The following is a 7,910-nucleotide window of genomic DNA, read 5'->3' as shown; positions in this document are numbered from 1 at the left end:
CGACGGCCTCCTCGCCCACCACGGGGACGGGGAGCAGCTCGTGCAGTCGGCGGGCGATGATCGCCTCGGCCTCACGGTCGGCGACCGTCACGAGCCGTGGCGCTCCCGGCAGGCGGCGAACTGCCCACCACCGGCGAGGAGTTGCTCCGGCAGTCCGGCGGCGCGGGAAGGCGCGGCCCCGACGGGAGGTCAGCGCAGCGCCGCCGGCTCTCCGCCGAGCGCCTCCTCGCCCGCGGGCCGGCCCAGCGCCCGGTACCGGTACTCACGGGGGGTGAGTCCGTACACGGTCCTGAAGGCGCGGCCGAACTCCGAGGCGCCGGGGAAGCCGCAGCGCGCGGCGACGCCCTGGATCGGCAGGGCGCGCAGGGCGGGGTCCGCGAGGTCGCGGTGGGCCTTGCGCAGCCGCCGGCCGCGGATGTACGCGGCCACCGTCTCGCCGTGGGAGTACCGGGTGAACAGCCGGTGCAGGTGGCTGACCGAGATGTGGTGGGCGGCGGCGATGACGGGCGGGGTCAGCGCGGGGTCGTGCAGATTGCGCCACACGAACGCCCGGACGCTCTCCACGGTGGCCCGCTGCCGGGCGTCGTGCGGCAGCGTGTGCCCGGCGTCGAGCTCCCCGGCCACCCAGGCCCCCACCAGGTCGGCCACCACCGCGCCGAGCCGCGCCGCCTCGGCGGGCTGCAGGAGCGCGGCCTGACGCTCCAGGCCCAGCAGGAACTGCGCCAGCAGGGCGCCCGTGCCCTGCCGCCCGGACAGCCGACGCCCGAACAGGTCGCGCAGCCGGTGCGCCGGCACCGGCAGCAGCGACGCGGGCAGGTCGATGCCCACGCCCTCGACCGGCCCCGGCCCCTCGACCGGCCCCTCGACCGATTCCTGCCCCGGGCCGGCCGAGGGGGTGCCGAAGAGCAGGGTGTCGTACGGGTGCGAGCTGTCCAGCAGGTGCAGGTCCCCCGGCCCGAACCGCTCGCGCTGCTCCCTGCCGCGCCCCAGCAGCTGACGGCCGGCCGTCAGCAGGGTCAGGTGGAGCACCTCCTCGTCGGAGCTCCTGATCATGCGCTCGGTGCGCCGCAGCCGCGCCGAGGGGAACGACGTCCCCAGGAAGGCCACCGGCCCCAGCTCGAGGCGCCGCACCCGGGCCGTGAACGTGTCGACGTGGGCGCTGGTCGCGTCGCACACCCGCGTCCGCCTGACCAGGTCCCGCCAGTACTCGAAACGCCCCTGCGCCGGCGGACCGCCACCGAGCGCGCCCTCATCCCCCGTGAACAACGTCCGTCCCCTCCACCAGGTCCCCCGCCGGGCCGCTGACAGCGCCGCTCGACCGACATCCCTCGTATGCCCACCATCGGGGCCGCGCCGAACAACACGGTCCCCCGCCGGGCACCACGGTCCCGCCGGGCAGCACGGTTCCCCCGGGCCACGCGGTTCCCCGGGCAGCGGCGACGGCGGTCCGCGCCCGGCCCGGCCCTCCCGTGGGGCGGGGAGGGCCGGGCGGCGGGCTCAGCCGGCCGGCGGCGGTGCGGGGGCGTAGCCGGCCGGGCGGGTGGTGAAGGTGCCGCGGCCCTGGGTGCGGCCGCGCAGGCGGCCCGCGTAGCCGAAGAGTTCGGCGAGCGGGACGAGCGCGTTCACCCGGGCCGCGGCGCCGGGGCCGGGGCCGGGCTCGGTGGCGCGGACGTGGCCGCGGCGGGCGGCGAGGTCGCCGAGGACGGTGCCGAGGGCGTCCTCGGGCACGGTGACGTCCACCTCGGCGAGCGGTTCCAGCAGGTGCAGGCGCGAGGCGCGCAGGGCTTCGCGCAGGCCGTTGCGGGCGGCGGTGCGGAAGGCGAGTTCGGAGGAGTCCTTGGGGTGGGTGGCCCCGTCGGCGAGGGTGACGGCGACGCCGGTGACCGGGTGCCCGCCGAGCGGGCCCTCGGCGAGGGCGTCGCGGCAGCCGGCCTCGACGGCCTGCACGTACTCGCGCGGCACGCGTCCGCCGGTGACGGTGGAGGTGAACGCGAACTCCCCTTCGGCGTCCGGTGGCAGGGGGTGGACGTCGAGGACGAGGTGGGCGAACTGGCCCGCGCCGCCGTCCTGTTTGGCGTGGCGGTGGACGAAGCCGGTGACGCCCCGGAGCAGGGCCTCGCGCAGCGCGACCGCGGGGCGCCCGATCACCGCTTCGACGCCGGCCTCGCGCCGGATCCTCTCCACCGCGACCTCCAGGTGCAGTTCGCCCAGGCCGGACAGGGTGCGCCGGCCGGTTTCGGGGTCGGTGGCCACGCGCAGCGAGGGGTCCTCCTCGGCGAGGCGGGCGAGGGCGGTGGCGAGTTTGTCGGTGTCGGCGGTGCGGCGGGCCTCGACGGCGACGGTGACGACCGGTTCGGCGCTCACGGGTGCCTCCAGGACGATGGGGTGGTCGGGGTCGCACAGGGTGGCGCCGACGCGGGTGTGCCGGGGGCCGATGACGGCGACGATGTCGCCGGCCCGGGCGTGTTCGGTCTCGGTGTGGCGGTCGGCCAGGACGGTGAGGATGCGGGCGACGCGTTCGCGGCGGCCGGTGGCGGTGTCGAGCACGGTGGCTCCCTTGCGCAGGGTTCCGGCGTACAGGCGCAGGTGAGTCAGGCGCCCGGTCGGGGCGGCGGTGACCTTGAACGCCAGTGCGGTCAGGGGCTGTCGGGGATCGGCCTCGCGCTGCTGGGCGCGGTCGGCGGAGCGGGTGGGCGGGACGTCGAGCGGGGAGGGGAGGTAGGCGACGGCGGCGTCCAGGAGCGGCTCGATGCCGCGGTTGCGGTAGGCGGAGCCGCACAGCACCACGACGGCCTCGCCGGTGCGGGTGAGGTCGCGCAGGGCGGTGGTGAGGGTGGCGGCGCTCAGCGTGGCGTGGGCGCAGTACTCCTCCAGGGCGTCGGCGTGCCGTTCGGCCACGGCCTGGGCCAGGGCGCGGCGGCGTTCGCCGGCCTCGGCCTCGAGGTGGGCGGGGACGGGGCCCTCCTGCGGGGTGCCGTCGTCGTGCCAGGTCAGGGCGCGCAGGTGGACCAGGTCGACGACGCCGGTGAACGACTCCTCGGTGCCGATGGGCAGTTGGACGGCCAGGGGGCAGGGGTGCAGGCGTTCGCGGATGGCGGCGACGGCGGTGTCCAGGTCGGCGCCGGCGCGGTCGAGCTTGTTGACGAAGGCGATGCGCGGCACGCCGTGGCGTTCGGCCTGGCGCCACACCGACTCGCTCTGCGGCTCGACGCCGGCGACGGCGTCGAAGACGGCCACCGCGCCGTCGAGCACGCGCAGGGAGCGTTCGACCTCGTCGGCGAAGTCGACGTGGCCGGGGGTGTCGATGAGGTTGATCCGGTGCCCGGCCCAGGCGCAGCTGACGGCGGCGGCGAAGATGGTGATGCCGCGGGCGCGTTCCTGGGGGTCGAAGTCGGTGACGGTGGTGCCCTCGTGGACCTCGCCGCGCTTGTGGGTGGTGCCGGTGAGGTAGAGGATCCGTTCGGTGACGGTGGTCTTGCCGGCGTCGACGTGGGCGAGGATGCCGAGGTTGCGGACGGCGGCGATGGCGCCGGTCGCGGTCGCGGCGGTGGTGCTGCTGGTGGTGGTGACGGCGGTGGTGACCGCGGTGGTGGTGACCGCGGTGGTGGTGACGGCGGTGGTGGCGTGGGTGCGCATGGCCCGGGTGCCTTTCGGGGCGGTTCTCTCCTGGGGTGGGCGCGCGATTGTGCGGCAGTGCCGACGGGTCGTCGGGTTCCGGCGCGTGGACGGGCCCGGGGGCCGGTGGCGCGGCGGTGTCAGACGGTGTCAGACGGTGGCGGCACTGCTCCGGTGCCGGCCGCGCAGCGGGCACCGGGAGGCGCGGGACACCAGGATCACCTCGTACCGCGACGCGGGAGAGGGGGCGGCGGCGCTGTGCTTCGGCATGGCCGCTCGCCTCCTCTCCTGGTTGCCGTCGTCGCGGTCGTCACGGTCGTCACGGTCGGGCCGGGCGTGTGGGCGCGGCCGCGTGGCGAGTGTAGGGACGGCGGGTCGGGCGGGGCGAGGGGTTTTACGGGGCCGGGCTGCGCGGCGCGGTGAAGCGCAGGACCGGCTCGGACCAGCCGTCGTCGGGCACCCCGGCGTCCAGGGCGGCCGCGAGGGCCCGTTCCTCGTAGCCGAAGTGGGAGTCCATGATGGCCGCGAGCCCGTCGAGTTCGCCTCCGATGGCCTCCAGGTCGGCGCCCGGGGTGGCGGCGGCCAGGGCGGCGAGGTCGCGCACCCGGGTGAGGATGTCGGTGATCAGGCCGTGGTCCTCGACGAGTTTTCCGATGGTCGGCGCCAGGTCGGGGCGTTCGCGCAGGAGTTGGGCGAACAGGCCGCCGTCCTCGCCCTGGTGGTGGTTGGTCAGGGCGGCGCAGAAGGCCAGGCAGTGGGTGAGGAGCCGGTCCTCGCCACCGCTGCCGCCGGTGCCGCCGTGGGCGTCGGTGTCGCCGTAGGTGTCCGGGTGGCGGGGGCGGCCGAGGCCTGCCCGCAGGTCGGCGAGGCGGCGGCGCAAGTCCTGGTGTGCCTGGGAGAGTTGGAGACTGAGGGCGGCCGTACGGCCGGAGGAGGGGGAGGCCACGGAGGCGGTCCCTTCGGTTGCGCACCTCCATGCCTGACGCAGTCCGTCACCGGCACGCGATGCTCGCGCCATCCGATCACGTGGCCCGGGTCGCGGGCAAGCGTGGGGCCGGAGCCGCAGGCAAGCGCGGTGCCAGGGCCGGGGCCGGGGCGGCGCATCGGGGCGAGGCCGCCGTCACGCCTCGCCACGCCTGGCCACGCCTCTCCGTCACGCCCCGCCGGCGAGGTCGCGCAGGGTGGCCTCGGCCTTCGGGGTCAGGACGAGCGGCCCCTGGCCGGTCGTCCACACGGCCCGGATGTCCAGGCTCCGCAAGCGCCAGCCGTCGCGGGTGCGCACCGCCTCGCCGGTGAACGTGCCGCCGACGTCGAAGTGGCCGCCGGGCCGCTCGCCCCGTGCCTGCTGGGTCGAGGGGAGGTGGACGTGCGTCATGAGGGCGTTCCAGCGCACCGCGGCCCGGTCCCCGTCCAGGTCGATCATGTAGTTGGCGCCCACGTGCTGGGTGCGCTCGAACTTGCCGAGGGTGGCCTGCTCGGACTCGGCCAGCCCCTCGATCCCCTCGTGCTCCCCCACCGGCGAGGTGATCCGCACGTCGGGGGTGAAGTAGCGCCGCGCCCACGCCTCGTCGAACCGCCCGCCCGCGTGGGGCGCCGTGTCGAGGCTGAGCAGGTAGCCATCGATGAGGCCGGTGATGTCGGCCCGGTCGGTGAGGACCCGGACCCGCCGTTCCAGAGCGGCGAGGTCCGCGGTGGTGGTGGTGCTGGTCATGGGCGTCGCTCCCGGGGTCTCGGTGGTGCGCGGCCGGTCCGGTCGCGCACCACCGAGGCTAGGACCTCAAGTCGGCTTGAGATCAAGGAGTCGGGCCGGAGCGCGCCGGCCTCGTCCGGAGGCGGTCCTCGGTGCCGGGTCCGGCGGCCGGGGCGGGTCCGGCGGCGGCGGGTTCGGCGGCCGGGGCGGGCGCGGAGGCTGGCTGCTCGGCCGTCCCGGCGCGCGGGCGTCCGAGCAGGATCCCGGCGACCACCAGGGCCAGCCCCGCGCCCTGGCGCACGCCGAAGGGGTCACCGTCCAGCGCGGTGCCCAGCAGCACGCCGGTGAGCGGGTTGAGCAGTCCCAGCAGGCCCACGGTGCCGGCCGGCAGGTGGCGCAGTCCGGCGAACCAGCAGGTGAAGGCGAGCGCGGTGGCGACCACGGTGGCGTAGCCGAAGGCGAGCAGGGTGGGCCCGTCCACGGCCGGGGGCGCGCCCTCGACGGCGGCGGCCAGCGGCAGCAGCACCAGGGCGCCGGCGGTCAGCTGCCAGGCGGTGGCGGCGAGCGGGTCGGCGCCCTCGCGCCAGCGGGCGGCCAGCACGTAGCCGACGGAGGAGACCAGCATCGCGGCCGCCGAGGCCGCCAGCCCGGCCCAGCCGATCCCCTCCCCCGGTCCGGCCAGGGCCAGCGCGACCCCGGCCAGACCCACCGCCGACCCCGCCAGGTGGGCGCGGCGCGGGCGTTGTCCGGCCAGCGCCCAGGCGGTGAGCAGCATGGCCAGCGGGGAGGCGGCCATGACGGTGGCGGCGGCGCTGGTGGGCAGCAGTTGGGAGGCGAGGTAGAGCAGGACGAAGAAGGCGGCGGTGTTGAGCAGGCCGAGCAGGGCGCTGCGCCACCACCACGGGCCGTGCGGGCGGCGGCGGGCGAGGGCGAGCAGCAGCAGGCCGGCGGGCAGGGCGCGCAGGGCGGCGCCCCACAGTGGGCGGTCGGCGGGCAGGTGGGTGTGGGTGACCCAGTAGTTGGCGCCCCAGGCGACGGGGGCGAGGGCGGTGAGCAGCACCCACCGCTTGGTGGCTTCCATGGAAGGCAATATAGCTTCCTGGGAAGCTATCGGAGTAGGGTGGCCTCCATGGAGACCGACCGGCAGCACGAGGACCGCGACCGGCGGCAGGGCCCCGGCCCGCGCGAGGACCACGGCGGGGAGGGCCGCGAGGACCACGGCGGGGAGGGCTGCGAGGACCACGGCGGGGAGGGCTGCGAGGACCACGTGGCCCGGGTCCAGGCGGCGTGGCGGCGCGAGCGCCCCGACCTCGACGTCTCGCCGCTGGCCGTCATCGGGCGCCTGCACCGCCTGGCCGCCCGGCTGACCGCGGAGCTGACCCTCGTCTACCAGCGCTACGGCCTGGGCGAGGGCGAGTTCGACGTCCTCGCCGCGCTGCGCCGCGCCGGGGCGCCGTACGAGCGGGCGCCGGGCGAGCTGGCCGCGCACACCATGGTGACCACCGGGGCGATGACCAAGCGGATCGACCGTCTGGAGCGGGCCGGACTGGTCACCCGCCGTCCGGCCGCCGACGACCGGCGCGGGCGCGTGGTCGCCCTCACCGACGCCGGCCGGCGACTGTTCGACGAGGCGTTCACCGCTCACATCCGCAACGAGCACCGCCTGCTGGGCCACCTGGACCCGGAGGAGGCCGCCGCGCTGCAGGGGCTGCTCACCGCCTGGCAGCACCGTCTGGACGGCGGCGGGGGCGCTTCCGGCGACCGGTGACGGCCGCCGCAGGAGCAGGGCGGCGGCAGGGGCGGGGATAGGGGCGGGGCGGGGGTAGGGGCGACCGCGGCGGGGCGCTTGGGGGGGCGCCCGCGGGGGCGCGGGCGCCGGTACGGGAGGCCGTACCGGGCCGCCGGTCGCGGGGAGCCGGGCGGTGGCGGCGGGCCGTGAGAAGCTGCCCCATGACCAGCGCACCGCCCCCGCCCGACCCCCCGCCGCCCTCCCCCGCTCCCCCGCCCGGCTGGAAGAACCCGGAGGTGCGGGCCGAGCGGCGCCTGGTGGCGATGCTCCAGGAACTGCGGGTGCTGCAGACCGGCGTGCAGATCGTCTTCGCCTTCCTGCTGGGCGTCGCGTTCACCCCGCGCTTCGCCCAACTCACCGACGCCCAGCAGGACATCTACGTCGTCACCCTGCTGCTGTCGGTCATCGCCGCGGCCGTGCTGGCCACCCCCGTCGCCCTGCACCGCGGCCTGTACCGGCACCCGGGCAAGGAGCGGATCGTCGCGGTCTCGGCGCGCATCGCCCAGGCGGGACTGCTGCTGCTCGCCTCCGCGTTGAGCGGCGCGGTGCTGCTGGTCCTGGACGTCGTCCTCGGTACGGCGCCGGCGGTGCCGATCACCGTCGCGATCGCGCTGGCCTTCGTGGTGCTGTGGTTCGTCCTGCCCTGGGCGGTGCGCCGGGCCGCCACCCGCGACCGGCTCTGACCGGGCCCGGCCTGACCTGGCCTGGCCTGGCCCGGCCTGAGCCCGCCTGAGCCGGCCTTGGCGGGCTCCGTCCGGGCCCCGGCCGGCCGCCCGCTGCCGCCGCCCGCACCGGAGTTGTGCGGGCGGCGGACCA

7 protein-coding genes are annotated in these 7,910 nt (G+C 76.9%); 2 read left to right on the top strand and 5 right to left on the bottom strand.

Annotated elements, in window-relative coordinates; translation table 11 throughout:
* Positions 1-189: 189 nt before the first annotated feature.
* The 5 genes from AB0E96_RS35405 to AB0E96_RS35385 form a co-directional block, all read right to left on the bottom strand.
* The gene (locus AB0E96_RS35405) at positions 190-1,266 is read right to left on the bottom strand and encodes a helix-turn-helix domain-containing protein (RefSeq protein ID WP_359829976.1); all 1,077 of its coding nucleotides are present in this window, start codon (positions 1,264-1,266) and stop codon (positions 190-192) included.
* 231 nt (positions 1,267-1,497) lie between these two features.
* Positions 1,498-3,636, bottom strand: coding sequence for an elongation factor G (fusA, locus tag AB0E96_RS35400; RefSeq protein ID WP_359829974.1), 2,139 nt, complete (start codon positions 3,634-3,636; stop codon positions 1,498-1,500).
* A 373-nt stretch (positions 3,637-4,009) separates the two neighbouring features.
* Positions 4,010-4,561 (bottom strand): hemerythrin domain-containing protein, encoded by a 552-nt coding sequence (locus AB0E96_RS35395; RefSeq protein WP_359829972.1) that lies wholly within the window; start codon positions 4,559-4,561, stop codon positions 4,010-4,012.
* Positions 4,562-4,768: 207 nt separating this feature from the next.
* A complete protein-coding gene (locus tag AB0E96_RS35390; RefSeq protein ID WP_359829970.1) occupies positions 4,769-5,326 on the bottom strand; it encodes a nuclear transport factor 2 family protein in 558 nt (185 codons plus the stop codon).
* A gap of 82 nt (positions 5,327-5,408) precedes the next feature.
* The gene (locus AB0E96_RS35385) at positions 5,409-6,386 is read right to left on the bottom strand and encodes an EamA family transporter (RefSeq protein ID WP_359829969.1); all 978 of its coding nucleotides are present in this window, start codon (positions 6,384-6,386) and stop codon (positions 5,409-5,411) included.
* Positions 6,387-6,434: 48 nt separating this feature from the next.
* Here AB0E96_RS35385 and AB0E96_RS35380 point away from each other — a divergent pair, with 48 nt between their 5' ends.
* Both AB0E96_RS35380 and AB0E96_RS35375 read left to right on the top strand, forming a co-directional pair.
* Positions 6,435-7,073, top strand: a complete 639-nt coding sequence (locus AB0E96_RS35380; protein ID WP_359829967.1) for a MarR family transcriptional regulator — start codon at positions 6,435-6,437, stop codon at positions 7,071-7,073.
* Between the two features lie 182 nt (positions 7,074-7,255).
* On the top strand, positions 7,256-7,777 hold the full coding sequence (locus AB0E96_RS35375; protein WP_359829965.1) for a DUF6328 family protein: 522 nt from the start codon (positions 7,256-7,258) through the stop codon (positions 7,775-7,777).
* Positions 7,778-7,910: the final 133 nt, after the last annotated feature.

Origin of the sequence: Kitasatospora sp. NPDC036755, assembly GCF_040636595.1 — a bacterium.
In the GTDB taxonomy this organism is placed as follows: Bacteria; Actinomycetota; Actinomycetes; order Streptomycetales; family Streptomycetaceae; genus Kitasatospora.
Note: the sequence above shows the minus strand (reverse complement) of the source record. Positions and strands in the feature narration are given on the sequence as shown.